Genomic DNA, 12,525 nt, shown 5'->3' on the forward strand with positions numbered 1-12,525 from the left:
GACCGCCAGGATCCTGGCACCGGCCCGTCCGTAGCGGCCACCCGGCGCCCGCGCCGGACCGTACGGCCACCCGGCACCCGCGCCGGACCGTACGGCCACCCGGCACCCGCGCCGGACCGTACGGCCGCCCCGTACCCGCGCCCGCGCCGGAATCGGCAGCCGCCCCACCGGTGCTGGTCGCCCTCACCCCGGAGGGCCGCCGCCTCACCGAGCTGGGCGCAGCCGAGATCGCCGACCGGCTCGCGGCGCTCGCCGCACCCCTGGACGCCGACGAGCAGGCGCTGCTCCGCACCCTGACCGCCAGGATCCTGGCACCGGCCCGTCCGTAGCGGCCACCCGGCGCCCGCGCCGGACCGTACGGCCACCCGGCACCCGCGCCGGACCGTACGGCCGCCGCTCACCCCGCGCCCGCGCCGGAATCGGCAGCCGCCCCACCCCCGCGACCACCCCCACACCCGCGCCACACCCGCCGGACGGACGCGGCGCCCCGGTTCCGCGTCACGCACCGCCCGGGTCGTCGGCGACGAGGGCGGCCAGGGTGCTCGGGCCGTCCGCGGTCGCGCCGCGGGTGTACGCGGCGGAGTAGCCGGCCTCGCCGAGTGCCGCGCGTACCGTCTGCTCGCAGCGCTCGCGTACCGGCCGCAGCTCCGGGGCGCCGCGCTGCGGGTGCCCGACGCTGCGCCAGTACGCCTCGCCCGTCCCGTAGACGGCCGCGGCCTGCTCGGGCCGCCCGTCGGCGGCCATGGCGGCGGCCAGCAGATCGAGGCCGAGCGCGATGCCGAAGGCGTCGCCGAGCAGCCGCTTGCTCTCCAGCATGGTGCGCGCGTACGCGACCGCCTCGGCGGGCTCCGACGAGAAGAGGGCGACGATGGACAGCTGGTAGTCCAGATACGAGCGGGTCCACAGTTCGCCCGCGCGCACGCACTGCTCGCGCAGCTCCAGCGCCCGGGTCCGGCCTTCCTCGAAGGCGCCGAGACCGGTCAGCGAGAGCACCTCGACCAGGCTGCAGCGCAGCCGGTCGGAGGAGTCGAAGGGGCGGCCCGGTGCGGCCGCCAGCGCCCCGCGCACGGAGTCGAGGGCCTGCTGCGGCTGCCCGGTGAGCATGCCGAGCAGCCCGGTCAGGCAGGCCGCGGCGATCCGCAGCTCCGGGTCGCCGCCGGCCTCGACCGCGTCCGCCACCTCGGCGCTGATCCCGGCCGCGGCGGCGTAGTCGCCCTGGAGGGTCACGGTCGCCCCGAGGCCGATGAGCGCGCGGGTGCGCGCGGGGCCGGGGGCGGTGTGGACGTCGAGGACGCGCTCGAGGCAGCCGCGGGCCTCCTTGAGGTGGCCGCAGCAGGTCCAGAAGTAGACGAGCAGCCCGGCGAGTTCCGCGGCCGCCGCGGGGTCGTGGACCAGCAGGTGGTCGAGCGCGGAGTGCAGGTCGGGGTGCGCGTCCTCGACCCGCCGGTAGCCGGCGAGCTGGTCGGTGCCGACCCAGGCGGCCTCCGCCCAGCGCGCGACGCCGGTGAAGTGCTCGGCGTGCCGGTCGGCCGTGGCGGTCTCCTCGCCGAGCTCCAGCAGCCACGCGTGCCCGTATTCGCGGATGGTGTCGAGCATCCGGTAGCGGCTGCCTGCCACCGTGGACGTCCTGCGCACGACGGACTGGTCGGCCAGCCGGTCGAGTGCCGTCGCGACATCCGCGGCGCCGAGCGGACCTCCCGCGGCGACGGCCTGCGCGGCGGCGAGGTCGAAGGCCCCGCGGAAGACGCTGAGCCGCGCCCACAGCAGCCGTTCGAGCGGCGCGCACAGCTCGTGGCTCCAGCCGATCGCCGTGCGCAGCGCCTGGTGCCGCCGCGGCCAGACGAAGCCCTCGCGCGACAGCACCTCGAAGCGGGAGCCGAGCTGCTCGGCGACCTCGGCGACCCGGGCCGGGCCGACCTGGGCGGCGGCCAGCTCTATCGCCAGCGGGATCCCCTCCAGCCGGCGGCAGATCGCCCCGACGGCCTCGGCCGCGCCCGGCTCGGCCAGCGGCTGCGGGCCGAGCCGGGCGGCGACCCGCTCGCTGAACAGCAGGAAGGCGTCGGGCCCCGCCACCGGCAGCGGTTGGACCTCCACCAGCCGCTCCATCCTGGACGCCAGCGGCCGGCGGCTGGTGGCCAGTACGGTCACGCCCGGTGCTGCGGTCAGCACCTCCGCCACCATGGCCGCGCACGCGTCGATCAGGTGCTCGCAGGAGTCCAGTACGAGCAGCAGGCGCCGGTCGGCGAGCCATTCGCAGAGCGCCTCGACGGGCATCATGGGCGAGTGGTCGGCGAGGCCCACCGCGTCGCTGACGGTGGCGAGCAGCAGGCCGGGTCCTTCAAGTGTGCTGAGGTCCGCCCACCAGACGCCGTCGGGGAAGCGGAAGCCCTCGCCCGCGGCGGCCCGTTGGGCCAGGCGCGTCTTGCCGACGCCTCCCGCGCCGGTGAGCGTGATCAGCCGGTCCTGGGCCACCAGCGATTCCAGCAAGGCCAGTTCGGACGTCCGACCGACGAAGGTCGTCGTCTCCTGGGGAATGTTGCCCTTCACCGCAACAGCTTGACACCGACAGGGCACGCAGCGGAGCGAAGCGGCGGGTTCCGGCCGCTTCGGGAGGCGCCGGCGCGCGTGCCCGCGCCGTGCCGCCTGCCGGTTGTCCCGCCCGTGTTCACCGGCCCCTTGACGCCTGTTCCGCGTGGGTGAAAACTCGGGGCGCGCGTGGGTGACAACGTTGTCAAGGGAGTTTTTTGACAACCTCGGCCCACGCGGGAGAGCCGTGCAGGGTGACAGGGAAGGTCTCACGTGTACCGACACCGAGAGAAACACCGCCACACCACCAGCCGCAGGCGTATCGCCGTCGTCGCGGCGGTGCTCGCCGCGGCCGGCGCGCTGGCCGTGCCGTCCGCGCTCGCGGCGGGGCCGCCCGGGACGGCGGGGCGGGGCGGCACCGCGCTCGTCGCGGACCCCACCGCCTATGTCGACCCGTTCATCGGCACCCAGAAGGGAGTGGACTGGGAGAACACCTTCCCCGGCGTCACCGCGCCCTTCGGGATGATGCAGTTCAGCCCGGACACCGCTTCCGCGCCGACCGGTTACGGCTACACCGACAGCACCATCAAGGGCTTCAGCCTCGACCACTTCTCCGGCGGCTGCTCGTCCTTCGGGGACATCCCGATCCTGCCGGTGACCGGCGGGGTCGGCGCCGATCCGGCCGGCCGCACCGAGCACTTCTCGCACGAGGACGAGCACGCGGCACCCGGCTCGTACGACGTGCGCCTCACGGACTCCGACGTACAGGTCGACATCGGCGCGACGGCCAGGACCGGGATCGCGTCGTTCGGCTACCCGGCTGGCAGCCAGGCGCAGTTGCTGGTGAAGTCGGGCACGAGCCTGGGCGGCGACCTGGCCGCCGAGGTGAACGTGATCGGCGACCGCGAGATATCGGGGACGACCACACCGCACGGCCTGTGCAACAACAGCAAGTACACGATGTACTTCGACATCACCTTCGACCGCCCGTTCACCGCGCACGGCACCTGGCAGCGCGACGGCGGCGGCACCGCGGTGACGCCCGGCTCGTCGAGTGCGACCGGCTCGGGCTCCGGCACCTACCTCACCTTCGACACCTCCGCCGACCGCAGCGTGACGGCCAAGATCGGCATGTCGTACGTGAGCACGTCCGGCGCGGCGGCCAACGCGGCCGCGGAGATACCCGGTTGGAGCGTCGGCCACGTCCAGGCGCAGACCCGGGACGCCTGGCGCGACGCCCTGCGCAAGGTCTCGGTCGGCGGCGCGTCCAAGGACGAACTGACGACGTTCTACACCTCGTTGTACCGGTCCCTGCAGTCGCCGAGCGTCTTCAACGACGTGGACGGCCGCTACATCGGATTCGACGACGCCATCCACCGGGTGCCGCGCGGGCACACCCAGTACGCGACCTTCTCCGACTGGGACATCTACCGGTCTCTTGCCCCGCTCCAGACGATGCTCTATCCGGACCGGGCCGGCGACATGGCCGACTCGCTGCTGCGGGACGCCCAGCAGCAGGGCGGCTGGTGGCCCAAGTGGCCCTCGCAGAACATGACGGGGAACGTCATGAACGGCGACAACGGCGTCCCGCTCTTCGCCCAGTACGTCGCCTTCGGCGCGACCGGCGTGGACATCGCGGACGCCCTGCCGATCATGAAGAAGGCCGCGACGCGGTCGGAGAAGGTCGGCTGGGGCTGGGTGGAGCGGCCGGGCGTGGAGGACTACGTACGCCTGGGGTACGCGCCCAACAACAGCACCTCGCAGGGCGACCACGGCTTCCAGGGCGCCTCCGAGACCCTGGAGTGGGCCACGGACGACTTCACGATCTCGCAGCTTGCCGCGAGGATCGGCGACCACGCGACGGCCGCCGAGTACGCGGTGCGCGGCAACAACTGGCAGAACATCTTCGACCCGGCCACCGGCTACCTGCGCCCGCGCGACGACAACGGCGCCTTCCCGGCGGGACCCGGCTTCCAGACCCCGCCGGCCGGCGCGTTCGGGCAGGACGGCTACGACGAGGGCAACGCGGCGCAGTACAACTGGTCGGTGCAGCAGGACGTCGCCGGCCTGGTCACCGCGATGGGCGGCAACGCCAAGGTGGCCGCGCGCCTCGACGGCTACTTCAGCCGGCTCAACGCGGGCGGCAACGAGCCCTACGACTGGGCGGGCAACGAGATCGACACCACCACCCCGTGGATGTACGACTACGTCGGCCGGCCGTGGAAGACCCAGGAGGTCACCCGGCGGTTCGAGACCGAGCTGTTCACCACCGCCCCCGACGGGCTGCCGGGCAACGACGACAACGGCGCGCTGTCGTCCGAATACGTGTGGGCGGCGCTCGGCATGATGCCGGCCACTCCCGGCACCCCGACGCTGGCGCTGAGCAGCCCGCTGGTCAAGCGGGCGGTGATCAGCCTCGGCAACGGCCACCGGATCACCATCGACGCGCCGCGGGCGGCGGACGACGCCCCCTACGTCACCGGAATGCGGCTGGACGGGCGGCACTTCGAGTCCACCGCCCTGCCCGCCTCCTTCGCCACCAGGGGCGGCGACCTGGACGTCGACCTGTCCACCCGGCCCGACACCCACTGGGCCACCGGCCCCGCCGCCGCCCCGCCGTCGTACCGCACCGGTGAGGTGCCCGCGGTCGGCTACCTCACCCCCACCGGCACCCAGGTGACCCCGGGCGGCACCAGCCTGCCCGCGACGGTCGGCGTCTCGGACCTGGCAGGGCACGCGGGCACCGTGCGCTGGAGCGCTGCGTCGGATGTACCGGGGGTCACCGTGACCCCGTCGTCCGGCACCCTCGACCTGCGGCACGCCGACCGCGCCGCCGTGCCCGTCACCATCTCGGTCGCGGCGGACGCCCCGTCGGGCTACCACCCGGTGAAGGTCGCCTTCCGTACGTCGTCCGGCACGCCGCTGCCGGGCGGCGCGGTCGTGGTGACCGTACCGGCCGCTGACGGCGCCGCCACCGCCTGCGACACGCTCGGCGCCACCGACACCGAGTGCGGGCTGCGCTTCCGCGACAACGGCGACGGGCACACCGAGCCGGTCACCCTCGGCGGCCGCAGCGGGCGGTCCACCACCGAAGGCTCGCCCTTCGAGTACTTCGACATCGACAACACCATCGTCCCCGGGGGCGCCTACCACGCGACCGTCACCATCGACTACTACGACCACGGCACCGGCAGCTGGAGCCTCCAGTACGACTCGACGGCCGGCGCCTACAAGCAGTCGCCCTCGGTGGCCAAGACCGGCACCGACACCTGGAAGACCGCCACGTTCACACTGGACGACGCGGCCTTCCACAACGGCGAGAACGCCGGCAGCGACTTCCGGGTCGCCAACAGCGGCGACACCGGCACGCTCGGCCGCGTCCACGTGGCCGTGACCGGCGGCAACGTCCTGGCCCTGCACCTGTGCCCGGACGACGCCGGCTGACCGCACCCGCGGGACCTGCCGCGACAGGCGCTCACCGATCGTGATCGACGGTGACGGAAAAGCCCCGGTGTACCGGAGGGAATGGCCCTCGGGTACACCGGGCGCTGTCCTTTTTTGTCCTCTTCCACGCCGCGCTGACCTGCGGAGATGCCCCTCCGGGCATCCTTGCGGAATCTTGTCGCGGTCACCGGGGTGATTTTTTCGTCATGAGTCGTATTGTGGTGATCGACAACAAATAGGCCACCGGTGGAGCAGAGCCCGCACCTGTGGCCGTGCGCCGCGACCGCGCCCCCACGAGGCGACGGGAACGGCCCCGACGCGGGAGCGTCACGCACCCAGTGCCGACCCGCCGCCCGACAGGCGGCGGACCGGGACCCGCCTACAGGCCAGGTACCGACATGCGCATCCTCACCCCCGACCCAGCACTTCCGGACCTCCACCCGGCGCTTTCGCCGAAGTGGGCGGGCCGGGGCCGGTCACGTCTGGCGTGGCCGGCCGGCTCCCCGCACCCCTGCGGCGGCGGAGCCGGGGCGGCCGGCACCGGCGCGGATGCCGGGACAGGCCCCGGCACCGGGACGGACGCCGCAGTCGACACCGACACCGGGACCGGGTCCTGGATCGGCTGCCTGCCGCTGCCGCACCGGCCGGAGGCCGGGCGGGAGGCCCGCAGGTCGGCGGAGGCCGTGCTGGCCCGCTGGGAGGTGCCGGAAGAGGCGGCCGCCGACGTCGTGCTGGTGATATCGGAGCTGGTCACCAACGCGCTCAACCACGCCCTGCCCGCGGTCTGCCTGCACATGTCCCGGCTGCCCTGCGGCACCGTACGCGTCGAGGTCACCGACGGCGGCCCGTGCGGCTCGCCGCTTCAGCGCGACCCCGGCGACGGCGGTCGCGGCCTCGCCCTGGTCCAGGCGCTCGCGTCGGCCCACGGCCGCCACGTCGGCCCCGCGGGCACCCTCGCCTGGGCCGAGTTCAGCGTGCCCGTGCCCCCCGGCGGCGCCCCCGGCTGAGCGCGCCCGCCGCCTCCCGCGCGCCGAGCGTGCGCACCCCCCACGGCGAGGAGGTCGCCATGCCCTTCCCTCCGGGCGAGACGACGGCAGGACAGGTGCCGCAGGCCGAGGTGCGGCGGCGCCACCTCAGCGTGCTGCTGCGGCACGTCCACGCCGAGGGCGCCGTCTCACGTTCGGAGCTGACCCGGGCGACCTGCGTCAACCGCAGCACCACGGCGGCCCTGGTCGGTGTACTGGCCGGCGCGGGGCTGGTGCGCGAGGAGGTCCCGCGCACCCACCGTTCGGCCGGCCGGCCCTCGCCCGTGGTGCGGCCGGTCCCCGGGAGCGCCCAGGTGATCGCCCTTGAGGTCGGCGTGGAGCGGATCAGGGCGGAGCGGGTGGGCCTGGGCGGCGAGGTGCTCGCGGAACGCACCCTGCTGCCCCCGCCCGGCGGGCCCACGGGGTTCGAGGACACCGTCGGCAGGCTGGCCGGGCTCGTGGGGTCGCTGGGCGGCCCCTCGACGGCGGGCGGCCGCTGCACCGGCGTCGGCATCGCCGTGCCCGGCCTGGTGCGGCGTGCGGACGGCCTGGTGCGCTTCGCGCCGAACCTCGGATGGACCGACGAACCGCTCGCCGCCGCCCTCACGGGCCGCCTGGCGCCGCCCTGGTCGCGGGTGCCGGTCGCCGTCGCCAACGACGCGGACCTCGGCGCGCTGGGCGAACACTGCCGCGGCGCGGCCCGCGGCTGTGACGACTTCGTGTACATCTCGGCGAACGTCGGTGTCGGCGGCGGCCTGTTCTGCGGCGGCCGGCCGGTGCCGGGGCAGCGCGGCTACGCGGGCGAGATCGGCCACATGATCGTCAACCCCGGCGGCCGGCAGTGCCGTTGCGGTGCCCGCGGCTGCTGGGAGACCGAGATCGGCACGGACGTCGTCACCGAGGCGGCGGGCCTGCGGGTGCCGCCCGACCACTCGCTGTCGGGCGTGGTCGAGGCGGCCGAGGCCGGTGACGAGCGTGCCGCGCGCGCCCTGGACGACGCCGCGCGCTGGCTCGCCATCGGACTCGGCAACCTCGCCGCCGTGCTGAGCCCGCGTCTGGTGATCTTCGGCGGCGGCCTCCAGGACATCTACGAGGCGACCTTCGACCGGATCGAGGCGTACAGCGCCACCACGGGCCTGGCGCGAAGCCGCGCCCCCTACACCCACAGGAGATCCGCGCTGGCCCACCGCGCCCCGCTGGTCGGCGCCGCCGAACTCGCCTTCGCCCCGCTGCTGGACGACCCGCTCGCGGCCTGCCGCGCGGCGGCGGCGTAGCGGCGGGCCCTGCGCGCCGCCGCCCGGGGGCGGGCCGGGGCCTGTTCGCGAACGGCTTCGCGAACAGAGGCGGAAACGGCACCACTTGGTGACCGGCCGAGTACGCAGCGCGAATTTTTACGCCAAACCTTGTGACGGGATTCCGCCACGGCATAATCACGCTTCAAGACAGTTTCGGGGTGGGGTCGCGTCGTGCTCTTTGCTTTCATCGGTCTTCTCTTGGCCGCCGTCCTCGGCGGTGTCTGGTCGGGCCTCAGACATGTGCGGGACGCCCAACTGGTGCGGATGGCGCGCACCACGGTCCAGACCGCGGAGGTGCGGGCCAAGAACGCCGAGGAGCAACTCCGGATCGCCATCGAGGAACTGCGCTTCCTCGCCGCCGACCGGATCCCGGCCGCAGTCCTGGCGCTGACCCACGAGCACGCCCCCGTCCCCGGCCTGCTGCACCCGCAGGAGGCCAACGCCACGCTGGCCAAGGCGATGCGGGACGTGCTTTCGGCCACCAGCACGGCCGCGGCGGGCGAGCGCGACCGGGTCGACGCGGCGGCCAGGGCCGCGATGCGCGGTGCCACCGCCAAGGTGCAGTCGCTGCTCTACCAGACCCAGAGCGTCCTGCAGGACCTGCAGCACGAGCTCGACGACCCGCGGCTGCTCGAACTGGACTTCCGCAACGAGCTGGCGCTGCGCCGCATCCAGGCGACCGCGGTGCTCTGCGAAGCCTGGCCGGGGCTGGCCCGCAGCGACTCGCCGCTCGCCGAGATCGTGATCGGAGCCCAGTCCAGGGTCGCGGGCTACGCGCGTATCAAGATGGCCAACCATCTGCGCGAGCAGCGCCTCGCGGTGGTCGCGCGGGCCGCGGAGCCGCTGGCCATCGCGGTCGCGGAACTGCTGGCCAACGCGACGTCTTACTCGCACCCCGACACCGCGGTGCCGGTGACGATCCAGCAGAGCGGCGGGCGCGGCGCGCTGATCGTGGTGGACGACGGCGGCATCGGCATGGACGGGGAGACGCTGGAGCGCGCCCGGCGGCTGCTGGCCGGCCCGGAGGTGCTGCTGCTGACCGAGCTCGGCAACCCGCCGCAGGCCGGATTCGCCGTGGTGGGCCGGCTGGTGCGGCAGTACGGCTTCTCCTGCCACGTCGAGTCGTCGCCCTACGGCGGGGTCCGCGCGATGCTGCGGGTGCCGGCCGAGCTGCTGACCGTACTCGACGAGGAGCACACGCTGTCCGTGCTGGTACCCGCCCCGGCCGACACCGCGGCCCCGGCCAGACCCGCCGAGGACCCGGCGGCGGACGACGGCCCGGTCGTGGAGGCCACTCCACTGCCCTCCCGGCGCCGCCGCGCCCCGAGAACCGCCGCCGCACGCCCGGTCGCGCCGGTGCCGCCGGCCGCCGAGGCGCCCGTGGCGCGCACACCAGAGCAGGCGGGCGCGCTGTGGGGCGCGCTCCAGGACGGCACCCGCAGCGGCAGGTCCGCGGCGGGGAGCGGCACGACCGCGGCCGGGGGAACCGCCGCAGGCGACAAGCAAGGAGAACACCGTTCATGACCACCCGCCGACCCTTGGCAGAGGACCTGGCCTGGGTGCTGGAACCGCTGCTCGAACTGCCGGGCGTCCAGCACGCGTTGATCGCAACCGGTGACGGCCTGCTGGAAGGCTCCTCGCCCGGCCTCGACCGGGCCGCAGCGGAGCGGGTGGCCGCGATGACCGCCACCCTGCACGCCTCGGCCCGCGCCTTCACCACCGCCTTCACCGACGTCGAGGCGCCACGCCTGGCGCAGACCGTGGTGGAGTCCGAGCAGGGCTTCGCCATCGTGGTGCCCGCAGGCCAGAACACCTCGCTCGCGGTCTTCGCCGCACCCGACACCCAGCTGGGGAACATCGCCTACCAGATGCAGGTGCAGGTCGCCGCGCTCGCCAGGGCGATGAGCGCCCCCGCCCGCGAGCCGGACGCAGCCGGCCGGCCATGACATCCGGCCGGCCCGGCACTTCAGGAGCCGCCGCCACGCCGGAACCCGGGGCGCAGGGCGGCCGGGGACGCCGCCTGGTGCCGGCGTACCTGGCCACCGGCGGCAGGGAACGCCCGCGTGGCACCTCCGACTTCGACCGGCTCACACTGCTGGTGTCCACCGACCAGCAGCCGCCGGAGCTGGAGTTCGGCCCGGAGCACCGCAGGCTGTGGACGCTGCTGCGCCCCGGCGCGCTGACCGTGGTGGAGTGCTCGGCCCACCTGGGCCTGCCGGTCAGTGCCACCGTCTTCCTGGCCGCCGACCTGGTCGGCGGCGGCCACCTGCTCGCCCGGTCCCCGGTCCCCAAGGCCGAAGAGATCGACCGAACGCTCATCGAGAGGCTGCTCGTTGGACTCCGTGCCCTCCCCTGAACCGGCGACCGCGCCGGCCGCGGAACCGCGGTCAGAGCCGCGCCCCGGCCCGGTCCGCTACCTGCCCGCGACCGGGCAGACCCTGATGAAGCTGGTCGTGACCGGGCCCTTCGGCGTCGGCAAGACCACCCTCATCCGTACCCTCTCCGAGATCCCCACCCTGCACACCGAGGAGGTGATGACCACCTCGAGCGCGGGCCTCGACGACCTGCGCGGCCTGCCGGAGAAGTCCACCACCACCGTCGCGGTCGACTTCGGGCGGCTCACCGTCCCCGGCGACCTGGTGCTCTACCTGTTCGGCACCCCCGGCCAGGAGCGCTTCTTCCCGCTGTGGCAGGACATCGCCCGCGGCGCGCTCGGCGCCCTGGTGATGGCCGACACCCGGCGGCTGGCCGACTCCTTCCCGGTGATGGACATGGTCGAGGAGCAGGGCCTGCCCTACGCCGTCGCCGTCAACCGCTTCCCCGGCGCGCCCGCGCACAGCGACGAGGTGCTGCGCAAGCACCTCGACCTGGCCCCCGAGACCCCGCTGGTGCAGTGCGACGCCCGCAACCGCCGCGACAGCATCGGCACCCTCATCGCGCTCGCCGAGTACGTACTGACCCGACTGCCCGAGGACGCGCCATGACCGCCGGTACGCTGCCCGCCATGTACGGCGAGGACTTCGCCGCCGACCCCGGGCGCCACTACGAGCAGCTGCGCAGCCAGGGGCCGCTGGCCCGGGTCGAGATCGCCCCCGGCGCGGAGGCGGTGCTGGTCACCGACTACCAGGCCGCGCTCGACGTGCTGCGCGACACCCACACCTTCTCCAAGGACCCGCGGCCCTGGCCCGACACCATCCCCGAGGACTCCCCGGTGCGTTCGGTGCTCGCCTACCGCCCGGCCGCGGTCTTCACCGACGGCGACACCCACTCCCGGTACCGCAAGGTCATCGGCGACAGCCTCGGCCTGCTCGGCCCGCACCTGCTCCAGACGCAGGTCGCCGACGCCGCCGCCCAGCTCATCGGCCGCTTCGCCGCCGCGGGCAGCGCCGACCTGGTCGCCGGCTACGCCAGGCAGCTGCCGCTGCGGGTGTTCAACACCTGGTTCGGCGTCCCCGACGCCGAGGGCGAGCTGCTGACGGACAAGATCAGCTCCATGTTCGCAGCGGGTGCCGACTCGATGGACGCGTCCACCGACCTCACCAACGTCATCGGCGGCCTGGTCGCCGAGCGCCGCGCGCGCCCGCGACGCGACCTGACCTCGTACTTCATCCAGCACCCCGCCGGCCTCGACGACGCCGAGACGGTCATGCAGATCGCCGTGACCTTCGCCGGCGGCTACGAGTTCACCGCGAACCTCATCGCCAACACCCTGCTCCACATGCTCGCCGACCCGCGCTACGACGGCTCGGTGACCGCCGGCGCCATGACCGCCCACGAGGCCATCAACGAGGTGCTGTGGCGCAATCCGCCGCAGTCCACGTCCACCGGCTACTACGTGCGGTACGACACCACCTTCCACGGTGTCGGCCTGCGCGCCGGCCAGCTGGTGCTGGTCTCCTACGCGGCGGCCAACAGCCAGTCCTCGCCGGGCGGCGAGACAGACGCGTGGGGGGCGAGCGAGAGCGCGCACCTGGCGTGGAGCGCGGGACCGCACAGCTGCCCCGCCCGGCAGCCGGCCCTGCTGATCGCGATCTCGGCGGTGGAGCAGCTCACCAGCCGGCTGTGCGACATGCGGCTCGCCCGCCCGGCCGACGGCCTGCGCTGGCGGCCGGGCCTCTTCCAGCGTTCCCTGACGACCCTGCCTGTCCACTTCACCCCCTGGGCCCCCAAGCCGGTGTCCGCGGCTGAGTAGTGCCGCGACCGGCACCGGGGCCGCACGACGCGCCGTCGCACCG

9 protein-coding genes and 1 pseudogene are annotated in these 12,525 nt (G+C 74.3%); 9 read left to right on the plus strand and 1 reads right to left on the minus strand.

The window, feature by feature from the left end:
• Nucleotides 1-329: pseudogene (locus ACGFMP_RS07800) on the plus strand (hypothetical protein); the annotation flags it as partial.
• A gap of 169 nt (nucleotides 330-498) precedes the next feature.
• On the opposite strand, the gene ACGFMP_RS07805 reads toward ACGFMP_RS07800, so the two are convergent.
• Nucleotides 499-2,547: an ATP-binding protein gene (locus tag ACGFMP_RS07805; protein WP_393670978.1), complete on the minus strand. Its 2,049-nt coding sequence runs from the start codon at nucleotides 2,545-2,547 to the stop codon at nucleotides 499-501.
• 252 nt (nucleotides 2,548-2,799) lie between these two features.
• Here ACGFMP_RS07805 and ACGFMP_RS07810 point away from each other — a divergent pair, with 252 nt between their 5' ends.
• The 8 genes from ACGFMP_RS07810 to ACGFMP_RS07845 all read left to right on the plus strand — a co-directional run bounded on the left by ACGFMP_RS07810 (nucleotide 2,800) and on the right by ACGFMP_RS07845 (nucleotide 12,482).
• Nucleotides 2,800-5,970 (plus strand): GH92 family glycosyl hydrolase, encoded by a 3,171-nt coding sequence (locus tag ACGFMP_RS07810; RefSeq protein WP_393670979.1) that lies wholly within the window; start codon nucleotides 2,800-2,802, stop codon nucleotides 5,968-5,970.
• A 398-nt stretch (nucleotides 5,971-6,368) separates the two neighbouring features.
• Nucleotides 6,369-6,977 (plus strand): ATP-binding protein, encoded by a 609-nt coding sequence (locus ACGFMP_RS07815; RefSeq protein WP_393670980.1) that lies wholly within the window; start codon nucleotides 6,369-6,371, stop codon nucleotides 6,975-6,977.
• A 59-nt stretch (nucleotides 6,978-7,036) separates the two neighbouring features.
• Complete coding sequence (locus tag ACGFMP_RS07820) at nucleotides 7,037-8,269, plus strand: ROK family protein (RefSeq protein ID WP_393670982.1); 1,233 nt, start codon at nucleotides 7,037-7,039, stop codon at nucleotides 8,267-8,269.
• Between the two features lie 192 nt (nucleotides 8,270-8,461).
• On the plus strand, nucleotides 8,462-9,814 hold the full coding sequence (locus tag ACGFMP_RS07825; protein WP_393670983.1) for an ATP-binding protein: 1,353 nt from the start codon (nucleotides 8,462-8,464) through the stop codon (nucleotides 9,812-9,814).
• Nucleotides 9,811-10,236, plus strand: coding sequence for a roadblock/LC7 domain-containing protein (locus ACGFMP_RS07830; RefSeq protein WP_393670984.1), 426 nt, complete (start codon nucleotides 9,811-9,813; stop codon nucleotides 10,234-10,236). Before ACGFMP_RS07825 ends, ACGFMP_RS07830 begins: the two co-directional genes overlap by 4 nt.
• Nucleotides 10,233-10,646, plus strand: coding sequence for a DUF742 domain-containing protein (locus ACGFMP_RS07835; RefSeq protein WP_393670985.1), 414 nt, complete (start codon nucleotides 10,233-10,235; stop codon nucleotides 10,644-10,646). The genes ACGFMP_RS07830 and ACGFMP_RS07835 overlap by 4 nt, the downstream gene beginning before the upstream one ends.
• Nucleotides 10,624-11,274, plus strand: a complete 651-nt coding sequence (locus ACGFMP_RS07840; RefSeq protein WP_393670986.1) for an ATP/GTP-binding protein — start codon at nucleotides 10,624-10,626, stop codon at nucleotides 11,272-11,274. Before ACGFMP_RS07835 ends, ACGFMP_RS07840 begins: the two co-directional genes overlap by 23 nt.
• The gene (locus ACGFMP_RS07845) at nucleotides 11,271-12,482 is read left to right on the plus strand and encodes a cytochrome P450 (RefSeq protein ID WP_393670987.1); all 1,212 of its coding nucleotides are present in this window, start codon (nucleotides 11,271-11,273) and stop codon (nucleotides 12,480-12,482) included. The genes ACGFMP_RS07840 and ACGFMP_RS07845 overlap by 4 nt, the downstream gene beginning before the upstream one ends.
• Nucleotides 12,483-12,525 lie beyond the last annotated feature (43 nt).

Source organism: Streptomyces sp. NPDC049040, assembly GCF_043197715.1.
GTDB lineage: Bacteria > Actinomycetota > Actinomycetes > Streptomycetales > Streptomycetaceae > Actinacidiphila.

Excerpts from the sequence above, each read along its gene's own strand:
- ACGFMP_RS07815 (WP_393670980.1), top strand. The coding sequence starts at position 6,369 with ATGCGCATCCTCACCCCCGACCCAGCACTTCCGGACCTCCACCCGGCG.
- ACGFMP_RS07820 (WP_393670982.1), top strand. The coding sequence starts at position 7,037 with ATGCCCTTCCCTCCGGGCGAGACGACGGCAGGACAGGTGCCGCAGGCC.
- ACGFMP_RS07845 (WP_393670987.1), top strand. The coding sequence starts at position 11,271 with ATGACCGCCGGTACGCTGCCCGCCATGTACGGCGAGGACTTCGCCGCC.
- ACGFMP_RS07835 (WP_393670985.1), top strand. The coding sequence starts at position 10,233 with ATGACATCCGGCCGGCCCGGCACTTCAGGAGCCGCCGCCACGCCGGAA.
- ACGFMP_RS07830 (WP_393670984.1), top strand. The coding sequence starts at position 9,811 with ATGACCACCCGCCGACCCTTGGCAGAGGACCTGGCCTGGGTGCTGGAA.